Here is a 23780-nt window from a genome sequence, read left to right as displayed (position 1 = left end):
CTGAACCGTAAGGTTTAAGGGCGGGTCTTCGGACTCGCCCTTTTCTTTTGCGCCGACTTGGTGTTTTTCTGCGCCAAAGACAGATTGAGGGCCCCATGTCGTTGCAAGAAATCACCTCACGCATTGCAAATTCCGAAGCCAGATCGGACCGCCCTGCCGGTTCCGTCAAACTGATCGCTGTATCCAAAGTACAACCGAATGAGCGGGTTCAGGCGGTGCTGGAGCAGGGCCACAGGTGTTTTGGTGAGAATCGCGTACAGGAGGCGGCCAGCAAATGGCCCGCTTTCAAAGAGCAATTCGATGCCGTCGATCTGCATCTCATCGGCCCGTTGCAGACCAATAAGGCCAGGCAGGCGATGGAACTGTGCAATGCGATCCATTCGGTCGACCGCCCCAAACTGGCCAAAACCCTGGCGCGGCTGGCGCAAGAGGTGGGATACTGCCCCGACCTTTTCATTCAGGTCAATACGGGTGAAGAAGCGCAGAAGGCAGGCGTTCTTCCTGCGGACGCGGACGGGTTTATCGCGGAATGCCGATCGCTGGACCTTCCGGTGCGCGGGTTGATGTGCATCCCGCCGGTCGATGAAGAACCCACTTTGCATTTCGCCCTCTTGGCCAAGATCGCCGCACGCAATGGGCTTGAGGGGTTGTCGATGGGGATGAGCGGTGATTTCGAGCAGGCCATCGCCTTGGGCGCGACCCATGTTCGTATCGGGTCGGCCATTTTTGGTGAGCGGGTCAAACCTCAGGGATGATCAGGCGCGTTCCAAGGGCAATTCGCCCTGCAATCCAGTGCAGATGGTCCCGACGGAAGGCAATGCAGCCCTCGGTGGGGTAGCCGGGCCTGCGCCACTGGTGCAGAAAAATAGCCGATCCCTTGCCGGGAACGGCATTCGGCCAGTTCCAGTCGGTCAACAGGACCAGATCGTAAAGCGGATCAGCCCGGCGCAGTTTTTCATGACTGAACGCATAAGGGGCCGGCACCATGTGATTGTAGTGGCTGTCCTCGACGTCATCCGACCACAAGTCCTGCGGCCCAATCGGGATTGCCCAGAAGTTGGGGGCGACCAGCCGGTCGGGCCGGTAGAGCAAGCCGACGATTCGATGGCATCCGGTAGGCGTCGCCCCATCACCCTCGTGTTTCGTGTTGCTCAATCCGCCTTTGCCAACCGAACAGGGGAACGTCCTGCCAAGAAAGCGAACGCCACGCGGGGTGAGCACAAGATCGTCTGGGGTCACAACAGGTGCCCGGATTTCGCGGCTTTCGTGGCCAGGTATCCCCGGTTGTGCGCGGTTTCACCCACTTTCAAAGGAACGCGCTCGGTCACGGCGATCCCCGTGCGTTCCATCATCGAGATCTTGGCAGGGTTGTTGGTCAGCAGGCGCACCGAGTTGAAACCCAAAGATTTCAGGATATCCGACCCGAGTCGGAAGTCACGCTCATCATCCTCGAAACCCAGCCTGTGGTTTGCTTCTACCGTGTCAAAACCCTGATCTTGAAGAAAATAGGCGCGCATCTTGTTGGCCAGCCCGATACCACGCCCTTCCTGGTTCAGATACAGAAGAACGCCAGCCCCTTCGGCCCCCATTTGTGCCAGCGCGCCGCGCAATTGCGGACCGCAGTCGCATTTCAGGCTGCCCATCAGATCGCCCGTGAAACAGGCGGAATGCAATCGGGCCAGCACTGGTTTGTCCCGATCCGGGCGGCCTATTTCGACTGCGTAATGTTCTTCTCCGCCATCTTCGGGGCGGAAAACATGCAGGCGGCCGGCCTCGGATACTTCCATCGGAAGACGCGCGGCAACCACCTCATGCAGGGCGCTGCGGTCCGCCAGATGCGGGGCGGCGCGCGTGTGGTCAATGCAGGTCAGGCCGTGCGATACGGCAAAGGCCCGACCGTCTTCGACCGGCACGACGACCGCGGCGGGAAGAATGCGCGCGGACTTGGCCAACGCAATCGCGATGCGGTGCAAATTGGCGTTGCCGTGGCGCTCGGTCATCAACGGGCCTTTCATCGGCGCGTTCAGATCGTCAGAGGGATCAGCAACCGCCTGCACCCAAGTGATGTCTGCATCGGCGGGAATCGAAACGCGCGCGAGATCGCCGTCATAGGCCCGTGCCTTGAGTGTTTCGGCCCGCCGCCCGGTAATGGCCACCACCGGGTCTCCGAGCTTTTTCAGATCGGCCAGGCGCTGCGGGTTGAGCGTTTCCGCAGAGATCGCCAAAACGCTAAAGCCACTGTCATCGGTCAGCACCACTGGAACGCCCATGCGCAGATCGGCCCGGGCCCGGGCAAGAAGTTCGGTGATATCGGGAATGAGGCTCATCTATGTTACCCTATAACGCTCAGCCCTTCTCCTAGCTGTTTCGAAAGGAAATGTGAAACATTTCTGCCAACTCTGACACGAAGGCGTGAAACCGTTGCAGCAAATCTTGTTGATTGCATATTCCGCGCGCAAGTGATGGAAAAGCGTTTGGAGGATCGGGAAATGGCTCAACTCAAGAAAATCCTGTTGGTGGACGATGACGAGGATCTGCGCGAGGCGCTCAGCGAGCAACTTGTCATGACCGAAGACTTTGACGTTTTCGAAGCGTCAGACGGCCAGTCCGCGATGGAGCGTGCACGCGAAGCGATCTATGATCTGGTCATTCTTGATGTGGGTTTGCCGGATACCGACGGGCGGGAACTGTGCCGCCTGATGCGCAAACAGGGCGTCAAGAGCCCGATTCTGATGCTGACCGGTCATGACAGCGATGCCGATACGATCCTGGGCCTGGACGCCGGCGCGAATGACTATGTCTCCAAACCGTTCAAATTTCCGGTATTGCTGGCCCGGATCCGCGCTCAGCTGCGGCAGCACGAACAATCCGAGGACGCGGTATTTGTTCTTGGCCCCTATACGTTCAAGCCGGCGATGAAGATGCTGATCACGGAAGAAGACCGCAAGATCCGTCTGACCGAGAAGGAAACCAACATCCTCAAGTTCCTGTACCGATCAACCGACGGTGTCGTGGCACGGGATGTGCTGTTGCACGAAGTGTGGGGATACAATGCCGGGGTCACGACCCACACGCTGGAAACCCACATCTATCGTCTGCGTCAGAAGATCGAGCCCGATCCGTCCAATGCGCGCCTTTTGGTCACAGAATCGGGTGGATATAGGCTCGTGTCTTAACTGGTTGTGGATTGATGTGGATCAAAGTGATACTCTGCACTCATAATTAGGTTACTCCCAACCCGTGCATGTCCGGGTTATGACATGTACCTCCCTGTTGGACTGCCGGGCCGAATGGCCCGGCTTTTTTTCGTTGCTGAGGGGCGGTTTCCACAGAAGGCAGACAGCAGCACTGACCGATATTCGACCAATGGTGGAGGTGAGCTCCGCCGCGGTTCACCCTTGCGCCGGGGCAACGGCGCGCTGGTAAAGGTGCCACGTGGTGTGGCCAAGGATCGGAAGGGTAAAGATCAGGCCCAGAAACGCCGGAACCAGCGACAGCAGTATCGTGACCGAGATGATCGCCGCCCAGCTGAGCATGACCGCCGGGCTTTCGGATACGACGCGCAAAGAGGTCAACATGGCAGAGATGAAGTTGGTTTCCCGGTCCAGCAGCAAGGGCATGGCGACAACGGTCACCGAAAACAGCACGGCTGATAGGAACGCGCCGACACAGGTGCCTACGGCAAGGAAGATCCAACCCTGCGGCGTAAAGAAAACGGTGTTCAAAAACCCGTCGAAATCCGAGAAGGATGCGCTCTGGAGGATGATCGCCAGCCAAAGCCGGACCTGGTAGATCCACACCCAGAAAATGAAAAGTGTGACAAAGGCCATCCAGCCCAATTCGCGTTTGCGTTGATTGGCCATGACGCTGAGGATTTCAGCCCAGCCAAAGCTTTCGCCTTTCTGCAAGCGGCGCGACATTTCATAAAGCCCGGCGGCGGCGAAAGGCGCGACCAGCGGAAAACCGACAATGGCGGGAATGATCATCCAGATCTGGCCAAGCCAGATCAGGGCCCAAACCAGCAGAATTCCGAATACTGCATAGAACAGACCGAAAAAGCCGCTCAGGACAGGGCGGGCCAGAAAGTCGGAAAACCCGGCTTTCAGCGACGCCCTGATGTCATCCGTCGTGATCTTGTTGACCTGCGGCATGTCCCGCTGCTGCGGCGTCAGATTCTCCGGTGGCGTGGAACCTGCGGTCTCGGATGCCATGACACACTCCTCCCAAAGCATGGTGCCGGGCCGGTCTGTTCGCGAACAGACCCAGCGGTGAAACAGACATTCCTCATTCGCAGACAAGTCTGCATCAGGCGAGATATCAGGGCAAGGGAAAGCACGAATGTGACGCCCGCCTAACTGCCGGCCTGTGGTCCCGGCATCGGGCCGCCTTTTCTCGTGGCAACTGGCGTTGTGCCACGCTAACCTGCGCCAATCGCGACAAAGGAATCCCCGACATGCCTTTCACCCTTGCCACATGGAACATCAATTCCGTTCGCCTGCGCGAGCCTATCGTGCTGAAATTGCTGCAAGAAGAAGACCCTGATGTATTGTGCCTGCAAGAGTGCAAATCACCGGTTGAGAAGATCCCGACCGAAGGGTTTGCCGAACTGGGCTACACCCACATGATCGCGCGCGGGCAGAAGGGGTATAACGGTGTCGCCATCCTGTCGCGCCTGCCGATGGAAGAGGTGGGCGACAAGGATTTCGCGGGTCTCGGACATGCCCGCCATATTGCCGGGCGGTTGGAAAATGGTGTCACGATCCACAATTTCTATGTCCCGGCGGGCGGCGACGTGCCGGACCGGGAGGTGAATGAGAAATTCGGCCAGAAGCTCGACTATCTCACTGATATGCGCGATTGGTTCCGTGCGGAAAAGCCGGCTAAATCCATCCTTGTCGGCGACCTGAACATCGCTCCGCGTGAGGATGATGTGTGGTCACACAAACAACTGCTGAAGGTCGTCTCGCACACGCCCATCGAGGTCGAGCATCTGGCCGAGACACAGGAAGCAGGTGGCTGGGTCGATATCACCCGTCAGGACATCCCGGAAGGGCAGCTTTACAGCTGGTGGTCCTATCGCGCCCGGGATTGGGATGCGGCGGACAAGGGGCGCCGGCTGGACCATATCTGGGCCACGGCCGATATCTCGAACGCGGGCCATTCCAGCCGTATTCTGCGAGACGCCCGTGGGTGGGAAAAACCAAGCGATCACGCTCCGGTCTTTGCCAGTTTCGACGTCTGATCCGCAACTCAGCACTTGGTTTCCGCGGCAAGCGGCTGCATATAGGGCGCAAGTTCGAACGAAAGAGTGATTGCCATGGACCTTCTGAACGGCGGAAACGCCCCAGCAACCGATCTGATCAAAGACGGGACCGAGGCCACTTTCATGGCCGATGTGGTGGAAACCTCGCAGGAAACACCTGTGATCGTTGATTTCTGGGCACCTTGGTGTGGCCCGTGCAAAACCCTTGGGCCGATGCTGGAAGAGGCTGTGACAGCCGCGAAAGGCGCGGTGAAGATGGTCAAGATCAATGTGGATGAGGCACAGACAATTGCCGCGCAAATGCGCATCCAGTCGATCCCGACCGTCTATGCCTTTTTCAAGGGCCAGCCTGTGGACGGGTTTCAAGGCGCGTTGCCGGGATCCGAGATCAAGGCTTTCGTCGACCGTGTGATCGAAGCCGCTGGTGGTGAAAGCCCGGGGGGCCAACTGGATGATGCCGTGCAGGCTGCCGAGGAAATGCTTGCCGAAGGCGCGGCTGCGGACGCGGCTCAGACCTTTGCCGCAATTCTGGGCGAAGATCCGAACCACGCCGCGGCGTACGGTGGTCTGGTGCGGGCGCATATCGCCACCGGTGATCTGGAGCAGGCAGAAGCGATCCTGAACGGCGCTCCGGCCGAGATTTCCACATCGGCCGAGCTGGAGGCCGCACATGCGCAGCTGGAGCTTGCAAAGCAGGCAGCAGATGCCGGCCCCGTCGCCGAGCTGACGGCGGCTGTCGAGGCGGATCCGGACAACCATCAAGCCCGCTTTGATCTGGCGCAGGCGCTGCACGCGAACGGCAATGTGGAAGAAGCCGTGGCACAATTGCTGGAACTGTTCCGCCGGGATCGTGAATGGAATGAAGGCGCAGCCAAGACACAGCTTTTCACCATCTTCGATGCGCTCAAGCCCAATGACCCGATTGTTCTGAACGGACGTCGCAAACTCAGTTCGATGATATTTGCCTAATCTCTCATCAGAGCTAGAGTCGGGTACATGATGCATCCCGCCGACCTGCCGGAAACGGTATCTGTTTTTCCATTGCCCAGGGCGCTGCTGCTCCCGCGTTCGCGCTTGCCGCTTCACATATTCGAGCCGCGCTATCTTCAGATGCTGGACGACGCGCTGAAAACCAAGGAACGGTTGATCGCAATGGTTCAGCCGAATCCTTCGGTCAATGACGAAGACAAGCTGCACCGTATTGGATGCGCAGGGCGGGTGACGCAGTTTTCGGAAACCGAAGATGGCCGGTACCTGATCACGTTGACCGGCATATCCCGGTTCAGGGTCATGTCAGAGCTGGATTCGTTCACGCCCTACCGGAGGTGCGCGGTCTCGTGGGACGGGTTCGACCGTGATCTGGGAAAGGCCGAGAAAGACAACGGGTTTGACCGCAACGCGTTCCTGACACTGTTGGAGCGTTTCTTTTCATCCCGTCAATTGTCCACCGACTGGGATTCGCTCAAGGACGCAGAGGATGAACTTTTGGTGAATTCCCTGTCGATGCTTCTGGATTTCGACCCCGAGGACAAACAGGCCCTGCTGGAAGCCCCCTGCCTGCGCACCCGGCGCGAAACGTTGGTGACGCTGATTGAGTTCGCCTTGCGCGGCGGATCAAACGAGGAAAAACTGCAATGACCGACCCTGAACACGCCTTTGATCGCCACATGCTCGAGGCGATGATCTGCCCGCAGACACATACGACCCTGCACTATGACGCCGAAAAGCGAGAGCTCGTTTCAAAAGCGGCGGGTTTGGCTTTTCCCATCCGCAACGGCATTCCGGTCATGCTGGTCGATGAGGCCCGGCAGCTGGACTAAATCGGGCGCCCTTGCAACAGCTTGGGCAGATCCCCGGTCAGCCCGGCCGCTTCGCGAACGAAACCGCGACGGAGGCCGGGCAAAGCGCCGACAACCCCCATGCCAATGTCACGCCCAAGCCGCAGCAGCGGGTTGTCGTTGGAAAACAGCTTGTTGAAGACATCCGTCGCCATCGCCAGCGAGGCCGTGTCGAAACGGCGCCATTCCTGATAGCGCTCCAGTACCATCAACGAGCCGATATCCTCGCCGCGCCGTCCCGCCAAAGTCAGAACCTCAGCCAGAGCGCCGACATCGCGCAGGCCAGCGTTCAGGCCCTGACCGGCAATGGGGTGCATTCCGTGCGCGGCATCCCCGACCAGCGCCATGCGATCGCTGATGAAGGAATTGGCGATGGTCAGGTTCAGCGGATAAGTGAAACGATCACCCGCCAGACTGATTTCACCAAGAAAATCGCCAAATCGCGGGCGCAGCACTTGCACGTAGTCATCCCCGGGCAGGGCGTTGATGTGCTGTGCGGTGTCGGCGCGTTCGCTCCAGACGATGGAACTGCGATTGCCGGTCAACGGAAGAATCGCCAGCGGACCGGGTGGCATGAAAAACTGATGTGCAATGCCATTATGCGGCAGCTCATGTTCGATGGCGCAGACCAATGCCGTCTGGCCGTAATCCCAACCGGTGCGTTTGATGCCGGCCCGTGACGCGGTTCCGCTGCGGCGACCGTCACAGCCAACCAGCAGGCTGCCGCCCAGGGTTGTGCCGTCATCCAACGTCACGGTCACGCTGGCCGCGTCGGCCTGTTGCGAAACGACGGATTTGCCGCTTACCTGGGTGATGCGCGGCTCTTCGGCCATCGTGCCCAGAAAAGCACGGCGCAGGTGGCGATCCTCGACCATATACCCCATGGGGCCTTCTTCGATCTCGGCATGGTCGAAATGCATGAAAAAAGGCGATGGCCCCGTTCCGGCATGGCCATCTGTGACCTTGATTTCCAGCATCGGTTGGGCGTGCTGCGCGACGCGGTCCCAAATGCCGATGGCATCCAACAACCGCTGTGAGGCCAGAGCCAGCGCATAGGCGCGTCCGTCGAATGCCGCGTTCTTGCGAACCTTTTCGACAAGCGCATCGATCACCGTGACCGAATGACCGGTTTGTGCCAGTGCCAGCGCCAAAGCAGGGCCGTTCAACCCGCCGCCCACGATCAGAATGTCAGAAGCCTGTTTCATGCCCTGCAATATGCGCGCCCTTTCGGGATTGTCCATGTGCAGTCCTGTCGCTACCGTCACCCAAAGTCGAAAAATCTGGAGGGATGAGATGCAGGATTGGTTGACAATGACCGCGTGTGATTTGGGCCGTGGCATTGGCATGGGGCAGATCGATCCGGTCGAACTGACGGAAACCTACCTGTCCGCTATTGACGCTCATCCGCATCGGGACCGCATCTATGCCCGCGTCACCCGTGACCGCGCCCGGGCCGAGGCTGAAGCCGCTCGGCAACGAGCGCAACTGGGCCTGCGCCGGTCGCTGCTGGACGGGGTCCCGATCAGTTGGAAAGATCTGTTCGACACCGCCGGCACCGTGACCGAGGCTGGTTCGGCTCTGCTGAAGGATCGCGTGCCGGATGCGGATGCGTTGGTGCTGCGCAATGCGACTCAGATGGGCACCGTTTGCCTGGGTAAAACACATATGAGCGAGCTGGCCTTTTCCGGCCTCGGGTTGAATCCGATCACCGAAACCCCGCCCTGCATTCATGACGAGGCAGCAGTGCCCGGGGGGTCGTCTTCGGGGGCTGCGGCCTCGGTCGCCTGGGGGTTGGCGGCGTGTGGCATCGGCTCGGACACGGGTGGTTCGGTGCGTATCCCGGCGGCTTGGAATGATCTGGTGGGGCTGAAAACCACTGCGGGGCGGCTCAGCCTGGAAGGTGTGGTGCCGCTGTGCCTGCGTTTCGACACGGTTGGACCTGTGGCGCGTTCGGTCGAGGACGCAGCGCATGTGCTGGCTCTGCTCGAGGGGGGAACGCCTGCCGATCTGCGTGGCGTTTCGCTGAAAGGGCGCCTTTTTGCCGATTTGCAGAACATTGCCAAGGACGACCTGCGCGACACACCGCGCAATGCGTATGACGAAGCTGTGGCCAAACTTGCCGACGCGGGGGCCGAGATCGTGCCGTTGGAAGTGCCCGAGTTGAACGAGGCCATGACGTTGACCAGCATCGTATACACGACCGAGGCCTATGGGCTGTGGCGCGATGTCATCGAAGCCAATCCCGATGCAATGTATCCCGAGATTCTCGAACGCTTCCGCATTGGCATGGGCTATTCGGGCCCCGACTATGTGGCAGCCTGGGCCAAACTCAAGGCATGCCGCAGCGCCTGGGACGCGGCAACCGCCGGGTTTGACGCGGTTCTGGCGCCGACAGCGCCGATTTTGCCGCCCAATCTGGAGCGCTTGCTCAGCGATCACGACTATTACGTAACCGAGAATCTTCTGGCCCTGCGGAACACGCGGATTGGCAATCTGATGGGGCTGGCGGCGCTGAGCCTGCCCACAGGAACGCCCGGCTGCGGGTTGATGATGCTGGGCTATCCCGGCTCGGAAGAGGCGTTGTTGCGGCTGGGTTCGGCAGCGGAAACGGTGCTGGCCTGAATGCCACAATCCCCTGATTCGGAACCTCTTTGTCTGGACGAAGAGGCACACGGACTGTAATCTGCCAAAAAAACGGGGCGCCAATGACCCCGATATTGAGGCAGTACCATGGTTTTCCCCGAGCGGTTTTCGAACCTACCGGCTTATGCATTCCCGCGTCTGCGCGCCCTGTTGGATCACCACCAGCCGGGCGGTAATGTCGTTCACATGACCATTGGTGCACCGACACATGATTTTCCGGCTTGGGTGACGGATGTCATCATGGAAAACGCCGCCGGGTTCCAGGGATATCCCCCGAACGAAGGGTCGGATGACCTGCGCACGGCGATTACGGATTGGATCAAGCGGCGATATGGGGTTCAGATGGACCCTGATGCCAACGTGATGGCGCTGAACGGCACGCGCGAGGGGCTATACAACGCCGCCATGGCTTTGTGCCCGGAACAGAAGAACGGTCAGCAGCCGATCATCCTGTGCCCGAACCCGTTTTATCAGGTCTACATGGTCGCCTCGCTGTCGGTGGGCGCGCAGCCTTATTTTGTGCCCGCCACCGCCGCGACGGGCCATCTGCCGGACTATGCCGGCCTGCCTGCGGACGTGCTGAACCGCACCGCCGTGGCCTATATCTGTTCACCCGCCAATCCGCAGGGGGCCGTTGCCTCGCGCGAGTATTGGGCCGACCTGATCCGTCTGGCCGAGCGGTACGATTTCCGTATTTTTGCGGATGAGTGTTATTCCGAGATTTACCGTGAAGAAGCCCCGACAGGTGTTCTGACTGTCGCGCAGGAGCTGGGCGCTGATCCTGAACGGATCACGCTGTTCAACTCACTTTCCAAACGTTCGAATCTGGCCGGTTTGCGGTCGGGGCTTATCGCCGGTGGCCCAAAGACGATCAAACAAGTCAAGCAGTTGCGCACCTATGCCGGGTCGCCTCTGCCTCTGCCCTTGCAAGCTGCCGCGGCAAAGGTTTGGGCGGATGAGGAACACGTTCGCGAAAACCGCGCGCTGTATCAGGAAAAGTACGCCATTGCGGATGAGGTATTCGCAGGCGTGCAAGGCTATATGGCGCCCGAGGCCGGTTTCTTTCTGTGGCTGCCGGTCGAGAATGGTGAAGACACCGCATTGAAAGTCTGGAAGGAAACCGGTGTCCGGGTCCTGCCGGGCGCATATCTTTCACAAGGCGATCCGGGAAAGAACCCGGGCGAAGGATTTATTCGGGCTGCATTGGTGGCCCCAAAAACAGAGTTGCAGCGTGGTCTGATCACACTCCGCGACTGCATCTATTCGTGAGGTACGAGGGCAAAATGGCATCATATAACGCGCGCAACCGCGATCCATTGCTGGACAGCACAACGCAGGCAGCCCTTGAGCGACGCAGCAAAGAGTTGATCGGCATCGCCCTGATCCTGCTGGGTTTGGCTGCGGCCGCGATGATCTGGTCCTACACGCCCGATGATCCAAACTGGATGGTGTCCACCGACGCGCCGGTGCAAAATTGGATGGGGCGGATTGGGGCCTCGATCGCCGCACCCTTGTTCATGATCGTCGGCTGGGGAAGCTGGGGCATCGCATTGGTTCTGATCGGTTGGGGTTTTCGGTTTGCGGGCCATTTCGGGGAAGATCGCGCCATTGCGCGTCTGATTTTTGCGCCGATCTGGATCGCCGTCGTCTCGGTGTATGCCGCAACCCTCGTTCCTGATGCAGACTGGCGCGCGACTCACAGTTATGGTCTGGGCGGTTTGTTCGGCGATACGGTCATGGGCGCGTTGCTGACGCTGTTGCCGATTTCGTCACATTTTCTGGTGAAGCTGATGTCGCTGGCCATGGCGGTCGGGATGATTGCGCTGGGTATATTTGTGCTGGGTTTCACCAAAACCGATGTCAAGCGGGGTTTCCGCGCCTTCCTGCTGGGGCTTGTGATGGCATATGATATGCTGATGACCCTGATGGGCCGTGGTGCAGCCTCGGCTGCGCAGGCGGCACGAGATCGTCGCGCGCAATGGGAAGAGCGCAAACTTGCGCGAACCGCAGGTGCCGAGGCCGTGTTCGAGGATGATCTGGCTTATACCGATCCAATCTTTGAAGAACCTGAACCGGAAAGTCCCGAACCTCCGGTCAAGTCCGGTCTGTTGGCGCGTATGCCGTCACTCATCAGGCGCCCCGATCCCATGCCCGAGCCAGAGCTGGTCGATCCGGAACCAATCGCGGGTTTCGACGAAATGCCGGGTGAAGATCGCATCCGTTCGAAAATCTCGGCCGCTGTGCGCAATCGCAAAGTGGCGACCGGTGAGTTGACACCCGAACCCGACCCGAACCTTCCGCTCACCAAGGGCCGTGGCCGTCGCCCGGGCCCGCTGATCCTGAACGCAAGCCAGCCGGATGGCCTGCCAATGGAACCGCCGGTGACATCAGCAGGACTGCCGCCCGAGCCGCCCGTAACAGCGGGTGACATGCCAGACTGGCAAGAGTCCACGCCGTTTGAAAATGCGCCCGAACCCATGCGGAACCACTATGCATCCGAGCCGGATCTGGAGGACGAGGTATTCGAGGATGTCGAAGAAGCTGTTTTGCAACCACGCCCGGCGATGAAAATCCCGGTAGCCGAACCGCGCAAGCCCGTGGTCGCGCAACCGGTACGCCGTACACCGCAACCGTCTCGCCGCGCACAGGCCGAGGCACAGCCTGCATTATCCTTTGAAGAGCGGCACTCGGACTTCGAACTGCCACCTCTGGGCCTTTTGTCGAATCCGGCCAGCATTCAGCGCCACCATCTGAGCGATGAAGCCTTGGAAGAAAACGCGCGGATGCTGGAAAACGTGCTGGATGATTATGGCGTGAAGGGTGAGATCGTCAGCGTTCGCCCCGGCCCGGTCGTCACCATGTACGAACTGGAGCCCGCTCCGGGGCTGAAGGCAAGCCGCGTGATCGGCCTGGCCGATGACATCGCGCGTTCGATGTCGGCACTGTCAGCGCGGGTTTCGACCCTTCCGGGCCGTTCGGTGATCGGCATCGAACTGCCGAACGAAAACCGCGAAATGGTGGTTCTGCGCGAAATCCTGGCCAGCCGCGATTTTGGCGATGGCAACCAGGCACTGCCGTTGGCCTTGGGCAAGGATATCGGCGGCGAGTCCGTCGTGGCAAACCTCGCCAAGATGCCTCACCTACTGATTGCTGGTACAACCGGTTCCGGTAAGTCGGTGGCGATCAACACCATGATCCTTTCGCTGCTGTACAAGCTGACGCCGGATGAATGCCGCCTGATCATGATCGACCCGAAGATGCTGGAACTGTCGGTCTATGACGGCATCCCGCATCTGCTGTCGCCCGTTGTGACCGACCCGAAAAAGGCGGTGGTCGCCCTGAAATGGGTCGTGGGCGAGATGGAAGATCGCTATCGCAAGATGTCCAAAATGGGCGTCCGCAACATCGCGGGCTATAACGGCCGGGTGAAGGATGCGCTGGCCAAAGGCGAGATGTTCAGCCGCACGGTGCAAACCGGGTTTGACGATGAAACCGGTGAACCAACGTTCGAGACAGAAGAATTCGCGCCCGAAGCGATGCCCTATATCGTCGTCATCGTCGATGAGATGGCCGACCTGATGATGGTGGCGGGAAAGGAAATCGAAGCCTGCATCCAGCGTTTGGCGCAGATGGCGCGGGCCTCGGGCATTCACCTGATCATGGCCACACAGCGCCCTTCGGTCGACGTGATCACCGGTACGATCAAGGCGAACTTCCCAACGCGGATTTCCTTCCAGGTGACGTCGAAAGTCGACAGCCGCACCATTCTGGGTGAAATGGGGGCCGAACAGCTGCTGGGGCAGGGCGACATGCTTTACATGGCCGGCGGTGCCAAGATAACCCGCTGCCACGGACCCTTTGTCTCAGATGAAGAGGTCGAGGAAGTCGTCAACCACCTGAAACAGTTCGGTCCGCCAGACTACATTGGCGGTGTCGTCGACGGTCCGGCCGAAGAAAAGGCTGACAATATCGATGCCGTTTTGGGCCTGAACACTGGCGGCAATACGAACGGAGAGGACGCGTTGTACGATCAGGCGGTGGCAATCGTGATCAAGGATCGCAAATGCTCGACCTCGTATATTCAGCGAAAACTTGCCATCGGCTACAACAAAGCTGCGCGGCTTGTTGAGCAAATGGAAGACGAAGGTGTTGTTTCGTCAGCAAATCATGTCGGGAAACGCGAAATCCTCGTCCCCGAGCAATAGGATATTTAATAACAAGGGCAGAAGACCTATCTGTACGGCATGAAACAGATTGCTTTTGCCCTTGCTTTGACACTGGCCGCACCTGCCGCATGGGCGGCGGAGAAGCTGCCGCTCTCGCAGATTTCCAATTACCTGAACGGGTTGAAGACGGTTCAGACGACATTCACTCAGGTGAATGACGATGGCTCGCTGAGCACCGGCAAGCTGTGGATGCAGCGCCCCGGCAAGATGCGGTTTGAATATGACCCGCCCAACAGTGCCGTGGTGCTGGCAAGATCCGGAAGCGTTCAGATCTTTGATCCGAAATCGAACCAGCCGCCCGAGCAATACCCGCTTAAGCGCACGCCGCTGTCCATCGTGCTGGCGCGCAACGTGAACCTGAGCCAGGCGAATATGGTTGTAGGTCACAGCTTTGACGGCACGGCCACCGTCGTCACCGCGCAGGATCCCAAGAACCCCGAAGCGGGCCGGATCGAACTGATGTTCACGGACAATCCGGTCGAGCTGCGCAAGTGGGTGATTCACGACAATGCGGGCAGCCAGACAACGGTATTGCTGGGCGCCATGAATGAAGGCGGTCGCCTTGATCAGAAGCTGTTCTCGGACAAAAAGAGAAGCGGGTCAGGCAATCGCTGACCCACTTGTACGTATCAATACCGGCAGTTCGCCAACTGTGCCTGATATAGTTGTGCGCGTGCGTCCACGTCATTGGCAACGTTCAACAACCAGGATTTGCTGTTGTAGCTGCCACGGGCGTACCCTGTGTGACCTTCGTGATAGGCCAGGTATTGATTGCGCGTATCTGCCGGGTGGATACCGTTTCGCTCGTAGCTTTTGTTCATGTACCAGCCGATAAAATCCGAGGCGTCGCGGATGCGATCGCGCTTGGCCCGGCGTTTTCCTGTTTCACGCTGGTACTGTTCCCATGTGCCGTCCAGTGCCTGACCATAGCCGTAAGCGCTGCTTTGACGACCCATCGGGATGACGCCCAATACGTATCTATGCGGAGTGCGCGCATCATGCCGATAGCGGCTTTCCTGATAGATGGTCGCCATCTGAACGTGAACCGGAACGCCCCATTTGCGTTCGGTGTTCTTGAAGGCCTTGATATAGTCTGGTTTTTCACGCGCAATACTGCACGCATCGTTTAATCTGCTGGGCGGCTGTTTAGAGCCGCCCCCACAGGATGCCAGAAGCAGCACCCCTAGGAGTACGAAAAGAATTCTGCTCATGTGCCTCGTGCCTTTTTTGTGTATTCTAGCGCAGATTGAGCGCTGAGGAAATCACAATCGCTATAAAATGATAGCCAGAACAGCCGGTAACACCGCTACGGAAAGCACTGTGGACACCATGACCATGCCGGCGACGGCGTCGGAATCGGCCCCAAACCGTTCGGCCAACAGGTAAGAGGTTACGGCAACCGGCGTACAGATTTGAAGAACCAGAACGCCAAATGCGATCGTATCCAAATCAAACCATCGCCCGATTCCCCATCCCAGCGCAAAGCACACCGCCAGTTTCAGCGCTGACAGCCACAGCGCCCGCCCCAAGCTGTGCGAGGTCAGACGGGCGATTGCCACACCCAATGTGACCAGCATCAGCGGGACGGCCATTTGCCCCAAAAGCTCCAGCGTGCTGGTCAGAAATGTCGGCGTCTGCCACCCCTGCGACAGAAACACTGCGCCAAGGATCGTCGCCCAGGCCATTGGTTGGCGCGCAACCTGTCCCCACGCACCTTTACCGGCGACCAGATAAATCCCGTAAGTGAAAGAAAACAGTGCAGTAATTGACAGAAAGATGACTGCATACCCCAGGCCGACCTGTCCAAAGGCAAAGATACACAGCGGCAGGCCCAGATTGCCGGTATTGCCGAAAATCAAAGGTGACAGATACGTTCGCGGGTCCAGTCTCAACCCTCGAACGATCACCCAGAACAACACTGCCAGCAGCAGATTTGCGACCAGTGTCGCCATTGTGAAGCGTGACAGATCATTGCCCGGGATCTCGGTTTGCATCAGGGCAACAAAAATCAGGCTGGGCATTGCAAGCATCGTTGCAAAGCGGGTGACGAATTGCAGGCGGTATTCGAAACCCAGCTTGACCCAGCTAAAACCAACAGCCGCCAATAGAAAAACCGGCGCCACGATTTCGAACACTGTCAGTATAAGGTTCACAGACTGTTTCCCTGATTTTCACATCAATGATTGGCTTTTCCGCCCGGAAACGGGTAAAAAAAGCGTTGGGGGCTGATACAATGCTAAAGACACGTGCAAAATACGGCTTGGGCCAGGTGGTTCGTCACAAGAAACACCCTTTTCGAGGGGTGATTTTTGACGTGGATCCCGAGTTTTCGAATACCGAAGAATGGTATCAGGCCATTCCGGAAGACAGCCGCCCAAGGAAAGAGCAACCGTTCTATCACCTGCTGGCCGAGAACGATCAATCCTTCTATGTTGCTTATGTTTCAGAACAAAATCTGGTTGCCGACTATTCAGGAGAACCGGTCGAGCACCCGGATATACCCAATATGTTCGGACCGTTCGAAGATGGTGCATACCCCCTGCATTTCCACCTGAACTAGCGGAACCGAACCGGCGGGCGTAGGTCTGCCGCAGATCAGTATCCAAGCGAACAGCCATCCTTGCGTGGGTCGCTGCCGCCTTCCAAAACGCCGTCGTTCCGGATTCGGATCGCTTGCGCTCCGCCAAGAGGTGTTTCCGGCACTTCAATATTGTGGCCGATATCGGACAATTGTTTCGCGATTGCCTCGCTGTACCCACGTTCCAGTTTCAGAACCGATCCGTCGAAGAAAGCGCGCGGCGCATCGATGCTTTCCTGCAACCCAAGCCCGAAATCGGTAAGATTTGACACGAAACGCGCGTGTCCGGTTGGCTGATAGGCACCGCCCATGACACCAAACGGCATCGTGACCCGACCGTTCTGCGCCAACATTCCCGGAATGATCGTGTGCATCGGGCGTTTGCCGCCGCCCAGTTCGTTGGGGTGGCCGGGTTGCAATGTGAATCCAGCCCCGCGGTTTTGCAGCAATATGCCGTATTTTTCCGACGCGATACCGGACCCAAAGCTGTGAAAGATCGAATAGATCAACGAAACAGCCATTTGGTCGCGGTCGACGACGGTGATGTAAACCGTGTCCTTGTGAACCGCTTCGGTCAGAGGCGCCGCAGCAGGCATCGCCTTTTGGGGATCGATCAAAGCAGCCAGTCTGGCAGCGATATCCGGATCCAGAAAGCGCTCTACTCTTGCCATGTGGTCGGGATCCGCGATGAACCGGTTTCGAGCGTCATAGGCCAGTTTGGTGGCCTCGGCTTCGATATGAATACGCTCTGCTCCGAATGGATCCATCGAGGCCATGTCAAAATGCTTGAGGATATTCAGCAGCAAAATCGCGGTTGCGCCCTGGCCGTTCGGCGGATGTTCCACCAAATCCACACCTTTGTAGGCCCCATGTATCGGCTGCGTTTCAGTACATCTTGTGTGATGAAAATCCTCAGCGGAATGGACACCACCCCTTTTCGAAAGTGCGGTGATCATATCATCGGCGATTTCACCTGAATAGAACGCGTCGCGCCCGTGAGCCGCGATCTGGCGCAAAACCTCCGCCTGTCCCGGCGCACGGAAAACCTGCCCGATCGACGGGGCTTGCCCGTCAATCAGATAGTGGTCGCGGGCGGCGCCCTGAAGTGTTGCGGCACCCGATTTCCAATCGAAAGCGACCCGAGGAGCCACCGGAACACCCGCTTCAGCATAATGAATCACCGGTTTCAAAATCGCGCCCAACCCCAGGCGACCCTCGGTCTGGGCCAGGTGGCAGAAGGCATCGACGGCTCCGGGAATGGTCACGGCATCCGGCCCATTCAAAGGTACGGATGACAGGCCCTGATCGCGCAACACTTGGGAGTGCGCGGCAGCCGGCGCGCGACCCGATCCGTTGAGTGCGCGTATCCTGCTTTCGCCGGCGCGATTGAACAGAACGAAGCAATCGCCGCCCAATCCGGTCATCTGAGGTTCGCAAATCCCCAAAAGAACAGCCCCGGCAATCGCGGCATCCATCGCATTGCCGCCCTGGCCCAAGATATCGATGGCCACTTTGGCCGCCAGCGGATGCGACGTCGCGCACATGCCTTGCGTGGCAAAAACTTCGGATCGGCCCGGATTATGCAGATCACGCATGGCGAATTCTCTCTCGTTGGAACAAGAGAAAGCTATTCACTGATCAGCGATTGTCCAGCGATTTCAGGATGGGAAGTTCCTCGGCGCCATTCACTGGGTGGGGGCTGTGATATGTGGCGCCGAGGGAAGCTATCTGAGCTACGAGTCACTGTATGGCGGTTGTTTGCGGCGCGACAATGTTTCGAAAATGACCTTATTGTGACCAATTATGGTCGATCACCCGTTGGGTTCAAAGTCAAACCGCAGGGACAGACGGTTGCATCCCCCGCGCCGCTCGTACCTGATATCACTGGTGAGGCGATGAATCAGGAACCAGCCGAACCCACCTTCGGGGAGGTCTTGCAGATCCGTTCCAATCGGAGCAGGGGTGCCATCCGGAGGTTGGTATCCAGGCAGCGGGCGCCCCGTATCCGAGATCAAGATGTCCAGAAGATCCCTGTCCAGCCGGCAGGTGACCTGAACCTTGGCCGCGGCGATGCCATTGTAAGCGTGTTCCACGACGTTGTTGATGGCTTCAGCCAAAGCAATCTTCACGTCACCGGCTTTATGCGGGGGCAATCCCCGTTCCGCCAGACCGACGCTGAGCCTTGCAATGCCCTCGCTGGCCTCTGATTCCGTCGCAGGGAAGGTCAATTCCAGACAGGTCTTGTTTTCAATCGGCTCCACGCCATCTATCCCCTGCTGCCGTCAGGCGTCTGTCTCTGACAACGCGTCATCCAGTGTTTCAAAAAGCCTGAAAACCGTATCCATGCGTGTCAGGCGAAAAACTTTTTCGACCACTGGCTGCAATCCGGCCAGATCAAGCCTCCGGTCCTTGCCCAGCTGTTTCATGGAGGCAACGATTGCACCCAGACCGCTGGAGTCAATGAACTCGACATCGGACAGATCCAGCACAACGCGATGAGCGCTGTCCTCGGTATTGGCGCGCATGTCTTCCTTGAACTGAATGGCCATTGCAGCATCGATCCGGTCGGCATGAACGGTGATGATCTGAGTTTCGCCGGTTGTCTTGCTGGTCAGCCCCATGATCCTGCCGCCTTCCAAACTGAAATTGAGTCGTAGAAATACGCTAGACGGCAATTCTTACCATTCGGTATTCAAGAGCCCGAAAGCAGGAGGAAAACCCGGATGAGAGACGTTGTAATAGCAGGGGCCGCCCGTACACCGATGGGCGGGTTTCAGGGCATGTTTGACGGTGTTGCTGCGGCTGACCTCGGGGGCGAAGCAATCCGCGCGGCTTTGCAGCAGGCAGGGGTGCAGACGGTCGACGAAGTGCTGATGGGCTGCGTTTTGCCGGCGGGGCAGGGTCAGGCACCTGCGCGGCAGGCCGGGTTCGCGGCGGGATTGGGCGAAGAGGTTCCTGCCACGACGCTGAACAAAATGTGTGGTTCGGGGATGAAAGCCGCTATGATGTCCTTTGACCAAATTGCATTGGGTCACGCAGATACGATGGTTGCGGGCGGCATGGAAAGCATGACCAACGCGCCCTATCTTCTTCCAAAGATGCGCGGCGGTGCCCGCATTGGCCACGGCCAGGTGGTTGATCACATGTTCCTCGACGGCCTTGAAGATGCCTATGACAAAGGCCGCCTGATGGGGACTTTCGCCGAAGACTGTGCCGAGGCGTATCAGTTCACCCGTGAAGCACAGGATGAATACGCGCTGCAATCTTTGTCCAACGCGCTGTCTGCGCAGGAAAATGGTGCATTCGATCAGGAAATCACGCCCGTTACCGTCCGGACGCGCAAGGGTGAAACTCTGCTGGAGACAGATGAGCAGCCAAAATCCGCCCGCCCCGAGAAGATCCCGACGCTGAAGCCTGCCTTCCGCAAGAACGGTACGGTGACGGCGGCCAACTCGTCTTCGATTTCGGACGGCGCGGCGGCGCTGGTCCTTGCGTCGGCAGAAACCGCCGAAGCGCAGGGCATGACGGTTCGGGCCCGGATTTTGGGGCATGCGAGTCATGCTCAGGCGCCCGGCCTTTTCACGACGGCTCCGGTTCCGGCGGCGCAGAAGCTCTTGTCACGCATTGGCTGGAGCAAGGATGACGTCGACCTGTGGGAAGTGAACGAGGCCTTCGCGGTTGTTCCGATGGCATTCATGCACGAAATGGGCTTGCCGCGAGACAAGGTGAATGTGAATGGCGGCGCCTGCGCCCTGGGCCATCCCATCGGTGCCTCTGGTGCCCGCATCATCGTTACGTTGTTGAATGCGCTGGAAAAACGTAACCTCAAACGGGGCGTCGCGGCGATCTGCATTGGCGGGGGGGAAGGCACGGCCATTGCCATCGAACGCGTTTGACCCTTCATCTTTTTCCAAATACTCCGGGGGTTCGGGGGCCGTGCCCCCGACCATCCGAAGGGGTTGCAATCAATGACTGCCGATTATGAGACACTTGCCAAAACCATCGCGGCCCTGACCGAAGGCGAAACGGACCAAGTTGCTCTTATGGCCACTGTCGCCTGCGAGGTTCACCATTCCGACGATCGTTTCGACTGGACCGGGTTTTACCGTGTCACCGAACCGGGCGTTCTGAAGATCGGCCCCTATCAGGGTGGGCATGGTTGTTTGGTCATCCCGTTCGAACGGGGCGTCTGCGGTGCCGCCGCAAGAACGGGCGAAACGCAACTGGTGCCGGATGTCGATGTGTTTCCGGGTCACATCGCCTGCGCCAGCTCAACTCGGTCCGAACTGGTTCTGCCCGTGCGGGATTCGTCGGGAAAAGTTATCGCCGTTTTTGACATTGACAGCGACCAGCCGGATGCTTTCACGCAACAGGATGCGCGAAATCTGGAAGGCATTTTGACCGCCGTGTTTGCCGGGCACTGACCGTTGCGGTCGTTGCGGATGTGCATCAACCCAAGGGATTCCCGGGCGATTGAACGGCCCGGCTGACTTCGTCTTGCAGGCTTCGAAGCGATCTCCTATCAAAATCCATAGCGAAGTTTCGTTTTGGGGTGTTTCTCACGGATGCAAGAGTCTGACATCAATCCGACGGTCGCGGATGAAGCGCCTCCAAAAGGGATCAGACGCGCCCATATGGCGACATTCCCGGATCGCATCGGCGTATTGCCCCATTCGGTGGCAAGCATCGCGCATCAGGTCGACAGAGTTTTCATCTGCCTGAACGAATATCAGGACGTTCCCGATTTTCTGGGCGAGTTCGACAACGTCACCGCCGTGATCCCCGATCGGGATTACAAGGATGTCGGCAAGTTCATCTTCCAGCCGGATCCGGCAGATACCGTTTTTCTGGTCGACGACGATATCGAATATGCGGACAACTATGCCCGTCAGACCATACGCCGGGCGCGGGGCGTCGGACTGGAAAAGCGTGTCTTCGGCTATCATGCCACGACGTTCACAAACCCGACGCCCAGGTCGATACGGCAGCGCACGTTGTTGCGTATGAACCAACGGCTGACCTACTCGACCAGGGTACACCAGCTGGGAACCGGAACCGTCATGGTGTCCGGGTCGCTGTTCCCGACACTGGAATACATGGAAGGCAGCGAGAAATTCGTCGACGTGCGTTTTGCCCGTTACTGTTTCGAAAATGGTATCGAAATGTGGACGCTGCCCAGAAATCGCCGCCGCTTTCCTAGCTTGCTTGCCGGGCTGGAGCCGGAAAAGCGTGAAACGATCGCCGACAGTTTCACCCGTCGTTGGCCTCAACATGTGTTGGATGAAGTGAAGGTCTTTGCCGGCCTTCAATTCTAAAGCCGGACGGGCTTTGCACGATTCAGGCTTTTCCAGATCTTTCTCTGTCGCGAAGGGTTTCCCATGTCGCCGCAACGCGACGGGGGAACGATATGTGCTGTCTTTTTGAAATGAAGCCCTTGTACGGCAAAAACTGAAATCCGACTGCTGCGCCCCTGCGGTTTTTCTGGTGTTTCAGGGGCCTGTGCGCCTGCTGGTCCTCAATTCTGTCTTTCGCACACGATGAGGATCGACACCCCATTGAAACCGGGCGTGAAAAAACGCTTGGAAATTTCACCGACTTGCTCCATCGTGAAAAACGAAGGAAGAATTTCACGAGATTCGGAGCGGCCTGTGAACAGCCAAGCCCCCCAAAGCGCGACCCTTGGTGCTGACCTGAGGGCCTTGCGCAAGGCCAGAGGGTTGACCCTGACCGAGATCGCAACTCGGCTGGATCGCTCTGTCGGTTGGTTGAGCCAGGTAGAGCGCGATTTGTCCGAGCCTTCAATCTCGGACCTGCGCCAGATTGCAGAATGCCTTGGCGTGCCAATGTCGATGCTGTTTGCGCATTCCGCTGCCCCAGCAGACGAACAGGGCTACGTCGTGCGCGCCGGGTCGCGTCGCCCGATGGGGTCGGGCGAAGAAGGCCTGATCGAAGAGTTGCTGTCGCCGGATCTGACCGATGATTTCGAAATAGTGCATTCCACGTTCGAGCCAAATTCACGGATGCAGACACCGGCCAACCGCCCGACTCAGGAAGTGGGCTATATGATTTCAGGTCGATTGAACCTGACGATCGGGTCGCGTGAATTCCTCGTGGGGCCAGGCGACAGTTTTCGGATCAAACATGAACCTTATCAATGGGCCAACCCCTATGAAGAGCCTGCTGTGGCCATCTGGGTCATTGCTCCGCCGGTGTACTGATGTCATTCGAGGCCTGGACCATTTTCGCGTTGTTCTGGGTGGTATTCGTCACCACACCGGGGCCGAACGCGGTCAACTGCATCTCGAACGGGATGAGCCTGCCGTTTCCAAAGGCCATGATGGGTGTATTGGCCATACTGACGCAGGCCAGCATGTTTTTGATTCTGTCCGCGCTGGGCGTCACAGCCCTGATTGCCGCTTCTCCGACCGGGTTTTTCGTAGCCAAGCTGGTCGGCGCGGGCTTTCTGATCTGGTTGGGCGTGCGGGGATGGATGAATGCCGGCAAGCCCGCTCCGGTCTCGGAACGCCCGGCCCGGCACGTTTATCTGCACGCGCTGGCAGTGGCCACGATCAACCCAAAAAGCGTCGCGGGCTATCTGGCCGCGTTTTCGCAATTCGTGCAGCCGGACGTGCCGATCTGGCAGCAGATGGTCGTGATCATGCCAACCGCACTTTTCATCACAACGCTCAGCTATACCGGTTTTACCGTGTTGGGCGCTTTGATGGGCAAGGCGGCGCTGGGCGCAGTGTTCAACATCTGGGTGCGCCGGGTGATGGCGGCCTGTTTCATAATCTACGGCGTGTTGTTGGGAACCAGCACCGCGCCTGCGGCAAGGGGGTAATCTTATGTACAGAGGGTCCTGCCTTTGCGGTTCAGTTGCTTTCACCATCGACGGAGACCTTTCTCCGCCTTCGGTCTGCCATTGCGGGCAGTGCCGAAAGCAATCCGGCCATGTCTGGGCCTCGACCACGACCCATCAGGACAATCTGAGTTTCTCGGCCCGCGACACGCTGAACTGGTTTCGCGCATCAGACATCGCACGGCGCGGGTTTTGCAACAAATGCGGCTCATTTCTCTTCTGGCAACATACCGAAGAGGACACGATTTCGATTGCCATGGGCGCGTTCGATGCGCCCACGGGCCAAAAGCTCTCGAAGCACATCTTTGTGGCTGACAAGGGCGACTACTACGACATCACGGACGATCTGCCCCAACGGGCACAGTAACAGGGA

Annotated in this window: 26 protein-coding genes; 17 read left to right on the top strand and 9 right to left on the bottom strand. The window is 58.6% G+C overall.

Annotated features, from left to right (window positions below):
* Nucleotides 1-95: 95 nt before the first annotated feature.
* Nucleotides 96-755, top strand: coding sequence for a YggS family pyridoxal phosphate-dependent enzyme (locus tag GOW31_RS18940; RefSeq protein WP_171172254.1), 660 nt, complete (start codon nucleotides 96-98; stop codon nucleotides 753-755).
* Here the strand turns inward: GOW31_RS18940 and GOW31_RS18935 are convergent.
* Together GOW31_RS18935 and ribA are read right to left on the bottom strand one after the other, a co-directional pair.
* Nucleotides 739-1239 carry a L,D-transpeptidase family protein gene (locus GOW31_RS18935; RefSeq protein ID WP_171172252.1) on the bottom strand — a complete coding sequence of 167 codons (501 nt, stop codon included), beginning with the start codon at nucleotides 1237-1239 and terminating at the stop codon, nucleotides 739-741. The two genes, GOW31_RS18940 and GOW31_RS18935, sit on opposite strands and share 17 nt — an antisense overlap.
* Complete coding sequence (ribA, locus tag GOW31_RS18930; RefSeq protein ID WP_171172250.1) at nucleotides 1236-2327, bottom strand: GTP cyclohydrolase II; 1092 nt, start codon at nucleotides 2325-2327, stop codon at nucleotides 1236-1238. The genes GOW31_RS18935 and ribA overlap by 4 nt, the downstream gene beginning before the upstream one ends.
* Nucleotides 2328-2489: 162 nt before the next feature.
* On the opposite strand from ribA, the gene GOW31_RS18925 reads away from it, so the two are divergent.
* Complete coding sequence (locus GOW31_RS18925) at nucleotides 2490-3176, top strand: response regulator transcription factor (RefSeq protein WP_117872957.1); 687 nt, start codon at nucleotides 2490-2492, stop codon at nucleotides 3174-3176.
* 216 nt (nucleotides 3177-3392) lie between these two features.
* Here the strand turns inward: GOW31_RS18925 and GOW31_RS18920 are convergent, their stop codons facing one another.
* Entirely contained in the window at nucleotides 3393-4211 is an 819-nt protein-coding gene (locus GOW31_RS18920; RefSeq protein ID WP_171172248.1) for a DUF2189 domain-containing protein, read from the bottom strand.
* Between the two features lie 242 nt (nucleotides 4212-4453).
* Between GOW31_RS18920 and GOW31_RS18915 the strand changes: the two genes are divergently transcribed.
* The 4 genes from GOW31_RS18915 to GOW31_RS18900 all read left to right on the top strand — a co-directional run bounded on the left by GOW31_RS18915 (nucleotide 4454) and on the right by GOW31_RS18900 (nucleotide 7083).
* On the top strand, nucleotides 4454-5242 hold the full coding sequence (locus GOW31_RS18915; RefSeq protein WP_171172246.1) for an exodeoxyribonuclease III: 789 nt from the start codon (nucleotides 4454-4456) through the stop codon (nucleotides 5240-5242).
* Between the two features lie 75 nt (nucleotides 5243-5317).
* On the top strand, nucleotides 5318-6232 hold the full coding sequence (gene trxA, locus GOW31_RS18910) for a thioredoxin (protein ID WP_152459258.1): 915 nt from the start codon (nucleotides 5318-5320) through the stop codon (nucleotides 6230-6232).
* Nucleotides 6233-6259: 27 nt separating this feature from the next.
* The gene (locus GOW31_RS18905) at nucleotides 6260-6901 is read left to right on the top strand and encodes an LON peptidase substrate-binding domain-containing protein (protein ID WP_171172244.1); all 642 of its coding nucleotides are present in this window, start codon (nucleotides 6260-6262) and stop codon (nucleotides 6899-6901) included.
* Entirely contained in the window at nucleotides 6898-7083 is a 186-nt protein-coding gene (locus GOW31_RS18900; protein WP_171119907.1) for a Trm112 family protein, read from the top strand. Before GOW31_RS18905 ends, GOW31_RS18900 begins: the two co-directional genes overlap by 4 nt.
* Here GOW31_RS18900 and GOW31_RS18895 read toward each other — a convergent pair.
* Nucleotides 7080-8306 (bottom strand): FAD-dependent monooxygenase, encoded by a 1227-nt coding sequence (locus GOW31_RS18895; protein WP_171172242.1) that lies wholly within the window; start codon nucleotides 8304-8306, stop codon nucleotides 7080-7082. The genes GOW31_RS18900 and GOW31_RS18895 overlap by 4 nt on opposite strands.
* Nucleotides 8307-8394: 88 nt before the next feature.
* Between GOW31_RS18895 and GOW31_RS18890 the strand changes: the two genes are divergently transcribed.
* From GOW31_RS18890 to GOW31_RS18875, 4 genes are all read left to right on the top strand, one after another.
* Nucleotides 8395-9723: an amidase gene (locus GOW31_RS18890; RefSeq protein ID WP_171172240.1), complete on the top strand. Its 1329-nt coding sequence runs from the start codon at nucleotides 8395-8397 to the stop codon at nucleotides 9721-9723.
* Nucleotides 9724-9831: 108 nt separating this feature from the next.
* The gene (locus GOW31_RS18885) at nucleotides 9832-11013 is read left to right on the top strand and encodes an aminotransferase class I/II-fold pyridoxal phosphate-dependent enzyme (RefSeq protein WP_171172239.1); all 1182 of its coding nucleotides are present in this window, start codon (nucleotides 9832-9834) and stop codon (nucleotides 11011-11013) included.
* Between the two features lie 14 nt (nucleotides 11014-11027).
* On the top strand, nucleotides 11028-13949 hold the full coding sequence (locus GOW31_RS18880) for a DNA translocase FtsK (protein WP_171172237.1): 2922 nt from the start codon (nucleotides 11028-11030) through the stop codon (nucleotides 13947-13949).
* 39 nt (nucleotides 13950-13988) lie between these two features.
* A complete protein-coding gene (locus GOW31_RS18875; protein ID WP_152459252.1) occupies nucleotides 13989-14585 on the top strand; it encodes an outer membrane lipoprotein carrier protein LolA in 597 nt (198 codons plus the stop codon).
* A gap of 14 nt (nucleotides 14586-14599) precedes the next feature.
* On the opposite strand, the gene GOW31_RS18870 is transcribed toward GOW31_RS18875, so the two are convergent.
* Both GOW31_RS18870 and GOW31_RS18865 read right to left on the bottom strand, forming a co-directional pair.
* A complete protein-coding gene (locus GOW31_RS18870; protein WP_152459251.1) occupies nucleotides 14600-15181 on the bottom strand; it encodes a lytic transglycosylase in 582 nt (193 codons plus the stop codon).
* 60 nt (nucleotides 15182-15241) lie between these two features.
* The gene (locus GOW31_RS18865) at nucleotides 15242-16123 is read right to left on the bottom strand and encodes an AEC family transporter (protein WP_171172235.1); all 882 of its coding nucleotides are present in this window, start codon (nucleotides 16121-16123) and stop codon (nucleotides 15242-15244) included.
* Nucleotides 16124-16203: 80 nt separating this feature from the next.
* Between GOW31_RS18865 and hspQ the strand changes: the two genes are divergently transcribed.
* Nucleotides 16204-16530 carry a heat shock protein HspQ gene (hspQ, locus tag GOW31_RS18860; RefSeq protein WP_050604943.1) on the top strand — a complete coding sequence of 109 codons (327 nt, stop codon included), beginning with the start codon at nucleotides 16204-16206 and terminating at the stop codon, nucleotides 16528-16530.
* Between the two features lie 35 nt (nucleotides 16531-16565).
* Here hspQ and ggt read toward each other — a convergent pair whose 3' ends face one another.
* The 3 genes from ggt to GOW31_RS18845 form a co-directional block, all read right to left on the bottom strand.
* Complete coding sequence (gene ggt / locus GOW31_RS18855; protein ID WP_171172232.1) at nucleotides 16566-18143, bottom strand: gamma-glutamyltransferase; 1578 nt, start codon at nucleotides 18141-18143, stop codon at nucleotides 16566-16568.
* Between the two features lie 216 nt (nucleotides 18144-18359).
* Nucleotides 18360-18809, bottom strand: coding sequence for an ATP-binding protein (locus tag GOW31_RS18850; protein ID WP_171172230.1), 450 nt, complete (start codon nucleotides 18807-18809; stop codon nucleotides 18360-18362).
* Between the two features lie 21 nt (nucleotides 18810-18830).
* A complete protein-coding gene (locus tag GOW31_RS18845) occupies nucleotides 18831-19169 on the bottom strand; it encodes an STAS domain-containing protein (protein WP_117872067.1) in 339 nt (112 codons plus the stop codon).
* 102 nt (nucleotides 19170-19271) lie between these two features.
* Here GOW31_RS18845 and GOW31_RS18840 point away from each other — a divergent pair, with 102 nt between their 5' ends.
* From GOW31_RS18840 to GOW31_RS18815, 6 genes are all read left to right on the top strand, one after another.
* Nucleotides 19272-20444 carry an acetyl-CoA C-acyltransferase gene (locus GOW31_RS18840; protein WP_171172229.1) on the top strand — a complete coding sequence of 391 codons (1173 nt, stop codon included), beginning with the start codon at nucleotides 19272-19274 and terminating at the stop codon, nucleotides 20442-20444.
* Nucleotides 20445-20516: 72 nt separating this feature from the next.
* Complete coding sequence (locus GOW31_RS18835) at nucleotides 20517-20972, top strand: GAF domain-containing protein (RefSeq protein WP_171172227.1); 456 nt, start codon at nucleotides 20517-20519, stop codon at nucleotides 20970-20972.
* A 141-nt stretch (nucleotides 20973-21113) separates the two neighbouring features.
* Nucleotides 21114-21863: a hypothetical protein gene (locus tag GOW31_RS18830; protein WP_171172225.1), complete on the top strand. Its 750-nt coding sequence runs from the start codon at nucleotides 21114-21116 to the stop codon at nucleotides 21861-21863.
* 333 nt (nucleotides 21864-22196) lie between these two features.
* Nucleotides 22197-22766 carry an XRE family transcriptional regulator gene (locus GOW31_RS18825; RefSeq protein WP_171172223.1) on the top strand — a complete coding sequence of 190 codons (570 nt, stop codon included), beginning with the start codon at nucleotides 22197-22199 and terminating at the stop codon, nucleotides 22764-22766.
* On the top strand, nucleotides 22766-23389 hold the full coding sequence (locus GOW31_RS18820; RefSeq protein WP_152459242.1) for a LysE family translocator: 624 nt from the start codon (nucleotides 22766-22768) through the stop codon (nucleotides 23387-23389). Before GOW31_RS18825 ends, GOW31_RS18820 begins: the two co-directional genes overlap by 1 nt.
* A gap of 4 nt (nucleotides 23390-23393) precedes the next feature.
* On the top strand, nucleotides 23394-23774 hold the full coding sequence (locus GOW31_RS18815) for a GFA family protein (protein WP_152459241.1): 381 nt from the start codon (nucleotides 23394-23396) through the stop codon (nucleotides 23772-23774).
* Nucleotides 23775-23780 lie beyond the last annotated feature (6 nt).

The sequence above is a fragment of the Ruegeria sp. HKCCA0370 genome, from assembly GCF_013033705.1.
Classification (GTDB): Bacteria; Pseudomonadota; Alphaproteobacteria; order Rhodobacterales; family Rhodobacteraceae; genus Ruegeria.
Note: the sequence above shows the minus strand (reverse complement) of the source record. Positions and strands in the feature narration are given on the sequence as shown.